We start from the raw sequence: 12,835 nt of genomic DNA on the forward strand, positions 1-12,835 counted from the left end.
CGAAGAATATCATCGCGTCTCCCCATCAAAAACTTGACGCCGGCACCGCGGTGCTCAGGTCCTCATGGCCGCCGGATACACGTCTGCGGTCTTCACCGGATGGATACTTTGGCCACGAAGTCATCCAGGCAAACCGACGCGCCCGAATCCGCAAATTTGACGACGCTGGCACAACTGGCGACTGCCTCATATGAGGCCCTCGAGCGCGAGCTTCGCGCCACGATTGCGGCACTTCAGGACCAGGCACTGCGGTTCCAGACCGCGATAGAGAACATCTCGCAAGGCATCTGTTTCTTTGATGCCGATGAACGGCTGATCCTGTGCAATCGACGCTATGCGGAAATCTATCGCCTTGCACCGGAGCAATTGCAGCCGGGTGCGGCGCTGCGCGAAATCGTCGAGCGGCGCGTCGCTGTCGGAACCTCGGCAATGAATGCGGACGCTTATCTGGCGTTGGCCCGGGCAGTCAATTCGGGCGCGGCTTCGGGGAACTGGACAGCCGAGCTCGCCGATGGCCGGACAATTCAGGTCTGCCATCAGCCGATGCCTGACGGCGGCTGGGTGGCCACGCATGAGGACATCAGCGAGCTCAGCGCCAACCGCTTGGTCGTCGACGAGCGTATCTCCTTGCAGACGCTGATCGACCTGGTGCCTGACTACATGTGGGTGAAGGACACCGAAAGCCGCTTCGTCGTCGCCAACCGAGCCATTGCGTCCGACAGCGGTCGAGACAGCACGAGCGACATGATCGGTCTGAGCGACTTCGACCTTCACGCGCCGGATCTTGCGCAGAAATTTCGCGTCATCGAGCAGCAACTGATGCGCGACGGACAGCCGATGATCGACGAGGAGGAGTTCGTCGTCGATGCGTCAGGCACCGGCAAATGGTTCCTGTCTACGAAACTGCCGTTGCGCAACGTTCAGAACAACATTTTCGGCCTCGTCGGCATTGCCCGTGACATCACTGCGCGCAAGCAGGCCGAAATCCTTCGCGACGGGCAGGCGCATATCCTCGAGATGATCGCAAAGAGCGCTCCCCTCGAAGACGTGCTCGAGCGGCTCATGCGTCTGGTCGAGTCCCAACTGGCGGGGATATTCGGTTCGGTCTTGCTGCTCGACAAGGATGGCAGCCACTTGCGCCACGCCGCCGCGCCGAGCCTGGCGAGAGACTACACCGACGCCGTCGACGGCGCCGCGGTAGGCCCAAGGGCAGGGTCTTGCGGTACCGCAGTCTATCGGCGCGAGCCGGTGATTGTCGCTGACATCATGCAGGATCCGCTTTGGCAGGACTATCGCGAACTCGCGCGGCCACACGGTTTGCGTTCATGCTGGTCGACGCCGATCCTGTCGCATCAGGGCGCCGTGCTCGGCGTTTTTGCGATGTATTCTGTGACGGTGCGCGAACCGACCGAGGCCGAGACTCGCCTCATCGATTTCACCACGCGCATCGCCGGGATCGCCATCGAACGCAAACAGGCCGAAGACCGGATCCACTTCATGGCCAATCATGACGTGCTGACCGGGCTCCCCAATCGCGCCTTGTTGGAGGACCGGCTTTCACAGGCAGTCTTGTACGCCCAGCGATACGATCGCTGGGTGACAGTGGTGTTCATCGATCTGGACAATTTCAAATTCGTCAACGACACGCTCGGCCACAATGCCGGCGACGAGCTCCTGAAGATCGTCGCAAGTCGCATGGTCGACTGCGTCCGGGCGACCGATACCGTCGTGCGGCTTGGCGGCGACGAATTCGTCGTCGTGCTTTTCGACCAGCCGGCGAACGTCGATCTCGTTTCCGAGACCTTGCAAAAGCTCAGGGCTGCACTCGCCGAGCCGGTTCAGCTCGGAGCGCATCTTGTGCGGGCGACGGCCAGCATCGGCATTGCCAACTATCCCAAGGATGGGACGGATCCCGATACGCTGTTGGCAAATGCCGACGCGGCCATGTATCGCGCCAAGGAGTTCGGCCGCGATAATTTCCAGTTTTACGCTCCGGAGTTCAACACCAGGGCGCATGAAAAATTCGTGCTTCAGGAAGAGTTGCGAAACGCCTTGGCGCGTTCGGAATTCACGCTGCTCTACCAACCGCAGGTGGACCTTCGGTCAGGTCGGGTTTTTGCGGTCGAGGCGCTGATACGCTGGAACCACCCAACGCTTGGCACGGTAATGCCGACGATGTTCATCCCGACCGCCGAGGAGACAGGTCTGATCGTATCGATCGGCGACTGGGTTCTGCATGAGGCGTGCCGGCAGAACAAAGCCTGGCAAGACGCAGGACTGCCGCCCTTGACCGTTTGCGTGAATGTGTCGGCGCGGCAATTCAGGGAGCGCAACCTGATCGATCGCATCGTCAGCGCGCTGAAGGACAGCGGCCTGGAGGCCAGGTATCTCGAGCTGGAGGTGACCGAGAGCCTTATCATGCAGGATATCGAGCTGGCGGTCGCCACCATGAACGCCCTGCAAAGCCTGGGTGTCCAGATCTCGATCGATGATTTTGGCACCGGCTATTCCAGCCTCAGCGCACTCAAGACCTTTCCCGTGGCGCGGCTGAAGATCGACAAGTCCTTCATCAAGGATCTCGCCGCCGACGAGAACGATCAGGCTGTGGCCAGCGCGGTGATTTCATTGGGGCAAAATCTCAACCTGAGGGTCATCGCCGAGGGCGTTGAGACAGATGATCAGGTGGCTTTCCTGCGCAGAAACAATTGCGACGAAATGCAGGGCTATCATTTCAGCAGGCCGATTTGTGCGCAGGACGTCGAGGAATTGCTCGGCGGCGGCCGCAAAGACTGACGGATCGGTCGCCAGCAGGCTTCTGCCGACCAAATGGCGGAAGTTATCTGCCGAGCACAAGGCACCAGTAGCGAAGCGTGCTGTCGCGGCCGTCGCGCACATAGGCGAGGCCGAAGCGGGTGAAGCGCGGGTCGAGCATGTTGCGGCGGTGGCCTGGCGAATGCACCCAGATATCAAACAGCTTCTGCTGGTCGAAGCGGCCTTCGGCGATGTTTTCGGCGGCAGCGCCGGCAATGCCATTGTCTTTGACGCGCGAGGCAAAGTCCTTGCCCCAGCCGGTGGTGTGGTTCATTCGGCCGCCGCGCGCCATATAGCCGGCCTGCTGCAGCGCCGCCTGCTCGAGCGGCGCATCGGGGACAAGCGGCCCGAGACCCGGCGAAGCGCGGATGCCGGCCAGCGTGCCAGCGGCGGAGGCAGAGACACCGGCGCCTTCGCCGGTGGGCAGCACGGTGGCGCAGGCGACGAGCCCGGCAAGGGCGCCAAGGCCGGCAGCTCTGAGCAGCACGCGCCTGCTTAGGCTTGGTTGGGCCTCATAATTTTCGATTTTCGTAACGGTCATGCCGGCCTGACATAACCGCGATCATGGCTTTTGCCGGGCAGGGCGGTGAAAATGCGTGATGAATGGTTTCGACGCGATGGCACTGTGTCAGATTGATTTCACCGCTCAATCGAAACAGGCTTGCTCGGATGCCAGCATTCGCCCAGGCGGCTGTTCGGGCTCGACACTCCCAGGGACTCGATACCCAGTCAGGCATTCACGGACAGAGAGCTTCTTTTGCCCTACCTTTGCGGCTTCACGAGCGCTGGCGAGGTATCCTCGGTTGCAAATTTTCGCTGGGGGATATCGCTTGCAATGACGACCGGAGCGATTCGTACGCCTGAGCACCAAGCAGCCTTCGGTATTGGTCTTCGAGACGCTGATTGAAATCGTGGACGGTCCGGATCACCGCAAGCGCCTCGTCAGTTGCAACGATTAATTTGGCCCGTCGGTCGTTCGGATCATGTGAACGCCGAACATAACCGAGGCGCTCCAGTTCATCGATCAACTCACCCATCGATGCTTTGCCAATGCCCGCACGCTCTGCGAGGACGCTGGGTCGGGTTCCTTCCGCGTCGATGTTGGCGAATACAGCGCCGTGTTTGGGCTTGATTGCCGAATGGCCGCTCTCCCGGAGCACCTGGACCAAAGCGCTCGCCGACGATTGATAAGCATAGAGAAGCAGAGACTGCGTGTATGGCTGATTATCCATCTTTCCAAACTTATATGGTGCCCATATAGTATGGCAACCGAACTATATGACAGGAGATCAGCATGGCTACCGGCAACATCCGAACTGAAGGGGTGGAAAGTGTCGCGCACAGGCTGATCGAAGCTTGGAATCGTCACGATGCTCGCGCCTTTGCCGCCGTATTCGCGGCAGATGCCGAGTTTACAAACGTCTTCGGTATGCAGGCGACTGGACGTGACAAGATCGAGCAGTTCCATGCCCCAATTTTTGAGAAGATGTTCAAGCACAGCCATCTATCCGCCGAAAGCGCGCGGAACAGGCTTGTTCGCCCTGACGTTGCCACGCTCGACCTGCGGTGGTCCATGACTGGCGCGCTCGATCCGATGGGAAACGAATGGCCGCGTCGGCGCGGATTAATCAGCGTAGTGGCGACGCGGGATCATGATGAATGGTTGATTACAACGATGCACAATATGGAACTTGGGGACGATCAAATGGCAAAGTCTCAGGAGAAACTTCAAGAGGATAAGTAGGCTCTTCATTCACGTCAGAATCGAAAGCGACAGCCATCCAGCATAGTCAAGCCGATCTGATCGGGCAATGAGATCGAACGGCGGGTCAGGTGATCGGGATTGGCGAGCTATGCTACAGGAGTTGGTGCTGGATGGCCCGTGCCTTGTCCGGTTTGGCCGACCACAATGGCGCGCCTCATAGCCGGTCGCCTTGGTCTTGCGGGATCTAATGTATGAACGGCTTGGAGCGCTGGGCTCTCGCCGGCAGTTCTTGGCGGCGCGGTGATCGCCGGTCGGCTATTCCGCCGCCACGAGTTTGGTTTCCGGCGTCGATGTAGCCCGGCTGGCCCGATCGTCCTCGGTATCTTCCCACCAATCGCCCAGGGCGTCGATGAGCGGCACAAGCTTGAGACCGGGCTCCGTCAGGTCGTAATCCACGTGTAGCGGATAGCCGGCATGCGCTGTTCGCCGCACAATCCCGGCTTCCTCCAGCTTGCGTAGTTCGAGCGCCAGGATGCGGTGCGACACTGTCGGATTGTCACGCCTCAGGTCGCTGAAGCGCTTGGTACCGTCCTTGAGATAATAGAGCAGCAAGGTGGGCCAGCGACCGCTGAGCACACGCATGGTCTCCTCGATCGGGCAGCGTGAGACGACATCTTTCATGGCGGGACCTGGTTACAGAATAGTGCGTAATTTACATGGGGCGACCAGCGTTTAGGGTCAAGTTTCGCTGCGCAGCGTGACCCCTAACATGGAAGAGAGAAAGAAATGGAACCTATTCTCCTTTACGGCTTCCCGCTGGGAAGTTCGATGGGGCTTGTCGCTGCTTTTGAACGCCTCGGACAGCCCTACCGCCTGTGTCGTGTCGACATGCTCGCTGAGATGAAGAACGACGCCTATGCCAGTATCAACGGCCGCCAGGAAACGCCGGTGTTGATCACGGACGAGGGCAGGGTGCTCACCGAGACCATGGCGATTGCCGCCTGGCTCGAAGCTCGCGATACGCAACGTCGTATCAGCTTTGAGTCTCGCTCGCCGGAAGCCGACCGGATGCACCAGCTGATGGCTTTCGTGAACACCGGTTTCACCGCCGCTTTCACCCCGCTCTGGGCTGCTTATGAAATGGAGCCGGCCGAACCGGTGCTGCTGGCGACCTTGCGTGACTTTGGCCGCAAGGTCGTTACCAACCGCCATGACCAGCTCGAGGCGATGATCCTCGACACGGATTTCCTGGTCGGCGACCGGCTGACGCTTGCCGATACCACGCTGATCGGCGTGGCGCGCTGGGCGGAGTTCCACCAGGCGGTCGACGGCGCCGCTTATCCCAGGGTGGCGGCGCTACGTCGCCGCATCGAAGCCGATCCGGCCGTGCGCTACGCGCTCGCTGTCGAGGCTGGCGAAAAGCCCGCCGGGTCAGGCGCTTGCCTCGGTCAGGTGCCGCTGGCCGAGGTGATCGATCGCTTCGCGGCCTAATCCGTTCGTTCAGCCGCCCGGCGCCCCGGCGCCGGGCGGTGGCGACAAGCACACCGAGATCCGCTATCATACGGGCGTTCTTGAAGTGGCAGCTGCGGGCGGCCATCCTGGCGGTGACCGCCCCGACACACGGGAGAAAGGTTATGGCCGGCTTTCATGTCATGGCGGACGCACGTGGAATGCATGTACAGCCCACGGTGCGCCGCATCAGCACCGAGGATCTGATCGATGCGCTCCGTCTCGGCGTAGAGGATTTCTGGGCCAAGCCCTCGCATTATGTGTTCCTGTGCCTGATCTATCCGGTGGTCGGCCTGATCCTGACGCAATGGACCTCGGGCTCGAACGCCATCCAGCTCATCTATCCGCTGATGTCCGGCTTCGCTTTGGTCGGTCCGTTCGCCGCTATCGGCCTTTACGAGATCAGCCGCCGGCGCGAGTTCGGCATGGATACATCCTGGTGGCATGCGCTCGACGTGCGCCACTCGCCGGCGCTGCCCGCGATTGCAGTCATCGGTATCATGCTGGTGGTACTGTTCCTGCTCTGGCTGTTCACCGCGCAATCGATCTACACCAGCCTGTACGGCAATCAGCCTCCGGCCTCTATCGTCGGCTTTATTCGCGAAGTGCTGACGACCAGCAAGGGCTGGACACTGATCCTGCTCGGCAACCTGGCTGGGTTCGCCTTCGCCGCGATCGTGCTGGCGACGACTGTCGTCGCCTTTCCGCTGCTGCTCGACCGCGATGTCGGCGCGGTCTCGGCAGTCGAGACGTCGGCAAGGGCAGTTATGACAAACCCGTTGCAGATGGCGCTGTGGGGCCTGATGGTCGCCGTGCTCCTGGTCATCGGCTCGATCCCGCTATTTGCCGGGCTTGCCGTCGTCATGCCCATCCTTGGCCACGCGACCTGGCATCTCTACCGCAGGGTGGTCGAACCGGAGCGGGCACAGCAGGTCAGGCGGCCGATGTAGGACCGATCAGCGTTGCGCGTCGGTTGCCATCTTGACGGCCAGCGCGGTCAGCACCGTGCCCATCATCCAGCGCTGGATCACCAGCCATAGCGGCCGCCCGGCGAGGAAGATGGCGATCGAGCCGGCCGTCACCGCGATGATGGCGTTGACGGTCAGGCTGATCGCGACCTGCGTGGCACCGAGCACCAGAAGCTGCGACAGCACGTGGCCCTTGCCGGGGCTGATGAATTGCGGCAGCAGCGACAGATAGAGCACTGCCACCTTCGGGTTGAGCAGGTTGGTCATCAGGCCCATGGCGAACAGCTTGCGCGGCCTGTCTTTCGGCAGTTCGCGGATCTGGAAGGGCGAGCGCCCGCCGGGCTTCACCGCTTGCCAGGCGAGCCACAGCAAATAAAGCGCGCCGGCAAGGCGCAGCACATCATAGGCAAAGGGCACGGCGAGCAGCAGCGCGGTGATGCCGAACGCCGCCGACAGCACGTAGAACAAAAAACCGAGCGCCACACCGCCCAGCGAGATCAGCCCGGCCTTCGGCCCTTGCGACAGCGAGCGCGAGATTAGATAGATCATGTTCGGGCCGGGCGTCAGCACCATGCCGAGGCAGACCAGCGCAAAGGCAAGGTGGTTGGCGGGTTCAGGCAAGAGCGCATCTCCGGATGAGGACACTCACCACATGCTTCCATCACCCGCAAGGGCATGAGGGCAGGAGCCTTTGCGCCAGTGCGCCGGGGCCCCTGCCTTAGTCGCCAATCCCATCGCCTTCAGCCGACGATGCGCAGGTTCGACAATTCGTTGGCGATTTCCTTGAAATTGTCCGACAGAGTCGCGCCCGTCGCATTCCAGAACAGCTTGGCCGGCTTGCTCGGGTCGGCCGAATCCTTGCGGAAGCGCGAATCCGACGAACACGCCTTCAGCGCATCGATTGCCTTCTTGTCGCTGGCATCTGTGGGCGACAGGTCGAGCGCCACCGTCATCACCAGAATGTTCGAATTCTTTGCATTGGCGCAGAGCGTTTTCATCTGCTCGTCGAGTGCTGCCGTGTAGTTGGCACCGGTATAGGTGGTCTTGCCGATATCGGTGCTGGTATTCATGAACAGGCGGGTTACGCTTCCAGATCCCGGATAGGTCAGCCCAGTGTAGCCGTAGGCGGCGTAGGTCGACCTGTTGTTGGCGTATCTGCCGTCGCTGACGGCACTATAAGTATTGGCTCCGTCGGTCAGCACCACGACCACCTTGTCGTTGCCCCTCTCGCTGTTCGGCCGACCATCGGTGAACGGTGGGTTGCTCGATACAGTTCGCCAGCCCCAGGCAAGGCCCTCCGGCACGTTGGTGTTGCCGTTCGGCGCCATGGCGTCGATGGCGTCCTTGATCTCCTGCTTCTCTGCGTCCTGACTGACGTCCTTCAACGGCGTGATGGGGTTGGTGGTGCAGGAGGAATTCGGCCCATCGCCCGCGGCTGCGGATTGCGAACCGTATGGTTTTACCAGGAAATATTTGCGCATGTCAGACTGGCGCTGGGAAGCCGTAGGACCGGCGACATAGGGCCAATCGGCCCACCAGTTGTTACCGTAATTGTAGGACGTGCCGATGACGTCGTTGATGCCGTCACGGTTGAAATCGAGCCACAGAGTGCCAGCCTCATCCGGGGCGAACATCGGCACGAAAAGCGTGGCCGGCGCGGCTGTATCGGGCGTGGTGTCGTCGACATTGTAGGGATATGGCCGTGCTTCGACGCAACCTTGCCAGCTCGCATAGCGGCTTGTGGTGTAGATATATTCCGGTGCGCTCCAGTGGCCGTACTGGCAGGTGCCGTTCTTCTTGTATGTGTCGCAGACATATTGCTTCGAATTGGGTACCTCTTCGCGGCCCGATTCGACCGTCATGTCGGCGTAGAGGCTGAAACGCGTCAGCGGCTGGTCCTTGGTCTCGGCCCAGCCGGTGCCGCGCTTGTACCAGACGCCGTTGAGCTTCTCGGCATATTTGTCCGGATTGTTGGCGGCACTCATCGTCGTCCAGTCGAAATCCTCGTGCTGGATCGGGGAGATGCCGTCCTGATCCATCCAGCCGTCCTGGTCGTGGGTAGGGCCGACATTGACCGAAGCCGCAAACGGCACGAGAGAAAACTGCACCGGTTTGGTGATCTGCTTCATCTGCTGCGCCTGAAGCGCCAGCGTATCGACAAGCTGCTTGGCGGCCGACTTCAGCAGGTCTATTCGCTTCTCGCCGGTGCCGGAGCCGAGATCGCTCATCGAGCCGGAATTATCCAGCACAAGCGCGACTTCGAGGGTGTTCTTGAGGCGGAGTTCCGAACATTCGGTGAAGGTCGTGTCGCTTGCCGTGCCGCCGATCAGCACGCTGGCGGCCGGTAGAAAATAGGGGTGGAAGGTGAGGCCGGCGCAGAGCTTCAAGGTGCCGCCGCCGGCATTGTTGTTGGGCAGCGTGACGGTCAGCGCTGTGTTCGCCGGGTCGATACGTGCGAGATTGGTTTCGAAAAATGTCTTGGCGTAGGCCTTGACGTCGTCGTCGCTGGCGCCGGCAACGATCTGCTGGGCGGCGGCGATGCCGGCCGCGTCAAGGGCATTCAGCGTTTCGTGCTTCTGGCGCAACAACTCCCCGTAATCGACGCTGAGCGCCAACCCGCCCATCAGCGGTACAATGGTGATTGCGGTCATTAAGGAGTAGTTGCCACGTCTGTCGCGTCGGAAATTTCCGATCATTGCCTTCAGCATTCCCGCCCGCCCCGTTTTTTTTCCGGACGATGCCACGCATTTTTAAATTTCCGATTGCTAAAATACGTTCAAGGTCGGCACGGTTTTTCAATGCCTGTTAACCACACGTCCGCAATCGGCAATGCTGCTCTGCGGCAAAGCCCCATAAGGCTCTGAAAAAGAAGGCTTTCGCCATCACGTCCTCGCCGGCGTCGCCGGGCGGCAATCTTGCGGGCACAACGAAAGCTGGTGACAGAGCGAAGCGCTTCGGTTAATCCGGGCCGGCCGCTACGGACCGTCGGTCGCGGCGCTTGCAAGCATCATGGTACAGGGACAACGGCATGGCGGATTCGCCCGACATCATCGGTTCGCTCGCAGACTTGTCGGGAGCCTATTCAGCCATCCTGTGCGACGTCTGGGGCGTGGTGCACAATGGCGAATGGCATTTCCCGGCGGCGGCTGCCGCGCTGATCGCTGCTCGCGCGGCGAAAATACCTGTCGTGCTGATCACCAATTCGCCGCGTCGCAGCGCCGACGTGGTGGCACAGATGAGCGCCATCGGCGTTCCGCCCGCCGCCTACGACCGTGTCGTGACGTCCGGCGACGTTACCCGCGACCTGATCGCCGAAGGGCCGCGAAAGATCTTCCATATAGGCGCCGATCGGGATTTCACGCTCTATGAGGGCCTCGACGTCGAACTCGTCGAGGAGTTCGAAGCATCCGGCGTGGTCTGCACCGGCCTGTTCGATGACGAGGTGGAGAAGCCGGAAGATTATGCCGATCTTCTGCAGAGGCTGCGTGCCAGGAACCTGCCCTTCATTTGCGCCAATCCCGACATCGTCGTCGAGCGCGGCGAACGCATGATCTGGTGCGCAGGCGCTTTGGCCCGCGAATACGCACAGCTTGGCGGACGCACGCTGATCGCCGGCAAACCCTACGCGCCGGTCTATGACGTCGCCATGAAGGAGATCGCCGTCATTCTCGGCCGCCCGGTCGAGCGTTCGCAAGTTCTGGCCATCGGCGACGGCATAATGACCGACATCAAGGGCGCGGCCGACAATGGCTTCGACGTGCTCTACGTATCGGGCGGCATCCATGCCCGCGATTACGGTGAGACGCTGCAGCCGGATCCGGCCAGGCTCGCGGCCTTCCTGGAAAAATATGGCTACAGGCCGGTCGCGGTGATTCCCAGGCTGCAATAGGTTCAAGCCATGACGGCCATGTTCGAACGCATTTCCGCAACCGCACCGCTGCCGGCCCATCTGCGCGGCGGCGTGGTGGCTATCGGCAATTTCGACGGCGTCCACCGCGGCCACCAGGCGGTGCTCGAACGCGCGCGCGCCGAAGCGGAGCGTCGCGGCGTACCCGCCCTGGTGCTGACCTTCGTACCGCATCCGCGAAAGGTGTTTAGGCCGGACATGCCGTTGTTCGTGCTGACGCCGCCGCCGATGAAGGCGCGGCTGTTGTCGCATCTGGGCTTTGCGGCGCTGGTCGAACAGCCGTTCACACGCGAGTTCGCCTCCTTGTCGGCGGAGGCCTTCGTCACCGGCGTGCTCGAGCGCAACCTCGGCATAAGCCACGCCGTTACCGGCTTCGATTTCCATTTCGGCAAGGACCGCCAGGGCGGTCCGGCCTATCTGATGGCTGCCGGCGAGCGCCACGGCTTCGGCGTCACGCTGGTGGATGCGTTTCGCGACGAAAGCGCCGAGGTGGTGTCGTCGAGCCGCATACGCACGCTGCTGTGCGAGGGCAATGTGGCCGAGGCCGCCGGCTTGCTCGGCTACCGTTTCACCGTCCAGGCGGAGGTGATCGGCGGCCAGCAGCTCGGCCGGACACTCGGCTTTCCGACCGCAAACATGAGGCTTTCGCCGGAAGCCACCCTCAAGGAAGGGATTTATGCCGTCCGCTTCCGCCGCGCCGACGGTTCGCTACATGATGGCGTCGCCAGCTTCGGCCGCCGGCCGACGGTCGACGACAGTGGCGCGCCGCTGCTGGAGACCTTCGTCTTTGACTTTTCCGGCGACCTCTATGGAGAGATTTGTGCCGTGTCCTTCTTCGGCTACCTGCGCTCGGAGGTGAAGTTCGATGGGCTTGACGCGCTGGTCGCCCAGATGAAGCGTGACGAGGCCGAGGCGAAGGCACTGCTCGCCGGCGTCAGGCCGCTTTCCGGGCTGGACGCGGCCATAGCTTTTTAGAGCATGGTCCCGAACTGAAGGTCAGCGAAGCAAAAACTGGGAACCGGTTTTCCGATTAAGATCATGCTCAACCAGAATTTATCTCTTCAGTGCCAAGCCAAGGGCGATGAAGGTCCAGCCCTGGAAGATCAGGTCGACGGCCAGGAACAGGCCGAGCACCCACACGCTGTTGACCGGCCAGCCCATGGCGATGACCAGTCCCGCCAGTGCGCTGATGATGCCGGCCGCGACCACCCAGCCCCAGCCCGGCTGCGGCCGGTGGCTGTAGCCTACCCAGGCCCTGAGCACGCCTGAAGCAAGCAGCGCGACCGCCAGGAGGAAGGTCAGCACCGTCGAGGCGAGGACCGGATTGTCGAAGGCGAAGAAGCCGGCGACGGCGTAGAGGAGGCCGCTGAGCAGCCAATAGAAGAAGCGGCCCCATGTCTTCACGCCGAAGGCATGGATAATCTCAACAATGCCGGCCATCAGCATCAGCCAGCCCACGACAAAGACGGAGGCGACGGTTGCGATGAACAGATTGCCGAAGGCGATGCCGCCGAAGACAAGCAGCAGCACCCCGAGCGCCACGAACCACCCCCATTTCGCCCGCGTCTGGCCAATGGCATCTTTCATGGCATCGCTGTGCACGGTCATTGCCCTTCTCCCTCAAGGTTGCCTAGCTTCTTTGTTCCGGAAGGTAGCGCCGATCGCCTTGCCCGTCCAGCGAGCAGGCTGTGAGCGCCACACTCCCGAGCGATCCGCTAGACCTCCGTTTTTGACCCGAAGCGGCCAAATACCAGATGGAATAATTCGATCATGTGGGGGGTGAGCCAGTGCTAAAAGATAACAAGCGGGTTTACGGGCGACCCGTCGTCCCGTGTATTCGCCGCGGCGCAAGTGTAACGAAAATTCCCAGTGCTGGCATTGGCCCTTTATACGATGACGTGTGCTGCTGCTATATGCCGTTTTCTACGCTTGATG

General features: G+C 61.4%; 12 protein-coding genes. 6 read left to right on the forward strand and 6 right to left on the reverse strand.

Annotation, left to right across the window (positions count from 1 at the left end; genetic code table 11):
* Positions 1-108 precede the first annotated feature (108 nt).
* Positions 109-2,793, forward strand: a complete 2,685-nt coding sequence (locus NKI47_RS19940; protein WP_352592990.1) for an EAL domain-containing protein — start codon at positions 109-111, stop codon at positions 2,791-2,793.
* Positions 2,794-2,836: 43 nt separating this feature from the next.
* Here NKI47_RS19940 and NKI47_RS19945 read toward each other — a convergent pair whose 3' ends face one another.
* Positions 2,837-3,352: a CAP domain-containing protein gene (locus NKI47_RS19945; protein WP_352592993.1), complete on the reverse strand. Its 516-nt coding sequence runs from the start codon at positions 3,350-3,352 to the stop codon at positions 2,837-2,839.
* A gap of 235 nt (positions 3,353-3,587) precedes the next feature.
* Entirely contained in the window at positions 3,588-4,043 is a 456-nt protein-coding gene (locus NKI47_RS19950; RefSeq protein WP_352592996.1) for a MarR family winged helix-turn-helix transcriptional regulator, read from the reverse strand.
* A 62-nt stretch (positions 4,044-4,105) separates the two neighbouring features.
* Between NKI47_RS19950 and NKI47_RS19955 the strand changes: the two genes are divergently transcribed.
* Positions 4,106-4,555: an SgcJ/EcaC family oxidoreductase gene (locus NKI47_RS19955; protein WP_352592999.1), complete on the forward strand. Its 450-nt coding sequence runs from the start codon at positions 4,106-4,108 to the stop codon at positions 4,553-4,555.
* Between the two features lie 276 nt (positions 4,556-4,831).
* On the opposite strand, the gene NKI47_RS19960 is transcribed toward NKI47_RS19955, so the two are convergent.
* Positions 4,832-5,197, reverse strand: a complete 366-nt coding sequence (locus NKI47_RS19960; protein ID WP_023674333.1) for a winged helix-turn-helix transcriptional regulator — start codon at positions 5,195-5,197, stop codon at positions 4,832-4,834.
* Between the two features lie 105 nt (positions 5,198-5,302).
* Between NKI47_RS19960 and NKI47_RS19965 the strand changes: the two genes are divergently transcribed.
* Positions 5,303-6,007 (forward strand): glutathione S-transferase family protein, encoded by a 705-nt coding sequence (locus NKI47_RS19965; RefSeq protein WP_352593002.1) that lies wholly within the window; start codon positions 5,303-5,305, stop codon positions 6,005-6,007.
* A gap of 143 nt (positions 6,008-6,150) precedes the next feature.
* Positions 6,151-6,975 (forward strand): DUF2189 domain-containing protein, encoded by an 825-nt coding sequence (locus NKI47_RS19970; protein ID WP_352453716.1) that lies wholly within the window; start codon positions 6,151-6,153, stop codon positions 6,973-6,975.
* 6 nt (positions 6,976-6,981) lie between these two features.
* Here the strand turns inward: NKI47_RS19970 and NKI47_RS19975 are convergent, their stop codons facing one another.
* Both NKI47_RS19975 and NKI47_RS19980 read right to left on the reverse strand, forming a co-directional pair.
* Positions 6,982-7,614, reverse strand: a complete 633-nt coding sequence (locus tag NKI47_RS19975; protein WP_023674336.1) for a LysE family translocator — start codon at positions 7,612-7,614, stop codon at positions 6,982-6,984.
* A gap of 119 nt (positions 7,615-7,733) precedes the next feature.
* Positions 7,734-9,689, reverse strand: a complete 1,956-nt coding sequence (locus NKI47_RS19980; RefSeq protein WP_352593005.1) for a pilus assembly protein TadG-related protein — start codon at positions 9,687-9,689, stop codon at positions 7,734-7,736.
* Between the two features lie 332 nt (positions 9,690-10,021).
* On the opposite strand from NKI47_RS19980, the gene NKI47_RS19985 reads away from it, so the two are divergent.
* Positions 10,022-10,882 (forward strand): TIGR01459 family HAD-type hydrolase, encoded by an 861-nt coding sequence (locus tag NKI47_RS19985; RefSeq protein ID WP_352593008.1) that lies wholly within the window; start codon positions 10,022-10,024, stop codon positions 10,880-10,882.
* A 9-nt stretch (positions 10,883-10,891) separates the two neighbouring features.
* Positions 10,892-11,875: a bifunctional riboflavin kinase/FAD synthetase gene (locus NKI47_RS19990; RefSeq protein WP_023674339.1), complete on the forward strand. Its 984-nt coding sequence runs from the start codon at positions 10,892-10,894 to the stop codon at positions 11,873-11,875.
* A gap of 78 nt (positions 11,876-11,953) precedes the next feature.
* Here NKI47_RS19990 and NKI47_RS19995 read toward each other — a convergent pair whose 3' ends face one another.
* A complete protein-coding gene (locus NKI47_RS19995) occupies positions 11,954-12,508 on the reverse strand; it encodes an HdeD family acid-resistance protein (RefSeq protein WP_023674340.1) in 555 nt (184 codons plus the stop codon).
* Positions 12,509-12,835 lie beyond the last annotated feature (327 nt).

Source organism: Mesorhizobium sp. M0633 (genome assembly GCF_040320645.1).
In the GTDB taxonomy this organism is placed as follows: Bacteria; Pseudomonadota; Alphaproteobacteria; order Rhizobiales; family Rhizobiaceae; genus Mesorhizobium.

What these genes read in the sequence shown, in the direction of transcription:
- NKI47_RS19985 (WP_352593008.1), top strand. Translation starts at nt 10,022, where the DNA reads ATGGCGGATTCGCCCGACATCATCGGTTCGCTCGCAGACTTGTCGGGA.
- NKI47_RS19970 (WP_352453716.1), top strand. Translation starts at nt 6,151, where the DNA reads ATGGCCGGCTTTCATGTCATGGCGGACGCACGTGGAATGCATGTACAG.
- NKI47_RS19945 (WP_352592993.1), bottom strand. Translation starts at nt 3,352, where the DNA reads ATGACCGTTACGAAAATCGAAAATTATGAGGCCCAACCAAGCCTAAGC.
- NKI47_RS19990 (WP_023674339.1), top strand. Translation starts at nt 10,892, where the DNA reads ATGACGGCCATGTTCGAACGCATTTCCGCAACCGCACCGCTGCCGGCC.
- NKI47_RS19995 (WP_023674340.1), bottom strand. Translation starts at nt 12,508, where the DNA reads ATGACCGTGCACAGCGATGCCATGAAAGATGCCATTGGCCAGACGCGG.
- NKI47_RS19980 (WP_352593005.1), bottom strand. Translation starts at nt 9,689, where the DNA reads ATGATCGGAAATTTCCGACGCGACAGACGTGGCAACTACTCCTTAATG.
- NKI47_RS19965 (WP_352593002.1), top strand. Translation starts at nt 5,303, where the DNA reads ATGGAACCTATTCTCCTTTACGGCTTCCCGCTGGGAAGTTCGATGGGG.
- NKI47_RS19950 (WP_352592996.1), bottom strand. Translation starts at nt 4,043, where the DNA reads ATGGATAATCAGCCATACACGCAGTCTCTGCTTCTCTATGCTTATCAA.
- NKI47_RS19955 (WP_352592999.1), top strand. Translation starts at nt 4,106, where the DNA reads ATGGCTACCGGCAACATCCGAACTGAAGGGGTGGAAAGTGTCGCGCAC.
- NKI47_RS19960 (WP_023674333.1), bottom strand. Translation starts at nt 5,197, where the DNA reads ATGAAAGATGTCGTCTCACGCTGCCCGATCGAGGAGACCATGCGTGTG.